The organism is Vibrio sp. 970 (assembly GCF_033339075.1).
The window spans coordinates 1-531 of the sequence record NZ_JAWOTW010000754.1; the positions used below are offsets into that span (position 1 = coordinate 1).

Consider the following 531-nt stretch of genomic DNA (forward strand, 5'->3'; position numbering starts at 1 on the left):
CTTGAGGCACATGGTGTGATTTTTATTCAGCAATGCAATGTTAAATCTCTATTCATCATGGTGTGCAAAGGGGAACGAAGTCGAGGTAATGGGAATGAAGGGGCTCTGTGAAGGCGTAACCCCTCACAGAGCCAGAACGTTAGAAGAGAATCAACACAGCGCCGTAAACTATAAACAGACCAATTAAGCCAATGATGAGTCCGACTTTCGCCATGTCTTTGCTTTCTATCAAGCCCGTTGAATAAGCTAATGAGTTTGGTGGGGTGGAGACAGGTAAAATCATGCCCAGTGAAGCCGAGAATGCGACCACAACCAGTAAGCCTTGTAAGCCACCGACAGCGGCCAAAATCGGCATGGAAACCCCGATAGCTGCGGCAATTGGCATCAACAAGTTCGCGGTCGCGGTGTTCGACATAAAATTGGCCATCAACCAACACACGATGGAGAGTGCAACCACCACCGCAAATGGAGACAGTGCCTCATAATCAATTGCGTGGGCGAGCGCTTCTGCCAAGCCCGTTTTATCGAGTG

The 531-nt window shown here is 49.0% G+C and carries 1 protein-coding gene; it reads right to left on the reverse strand.

Features of this window, described 5'->3' with window-relative positions; all coding sequences use genetic code 11:
* Window positions 1-139: 139 nt before the first annotated feature.
* Window positions 140-531, reverse strand: a 392-nt coding sequence (locus tag R7Q11_RS29015; protein WP_225467324.1) for an anion permease, incomplete at its 5' end; no start/stop codon positions are given.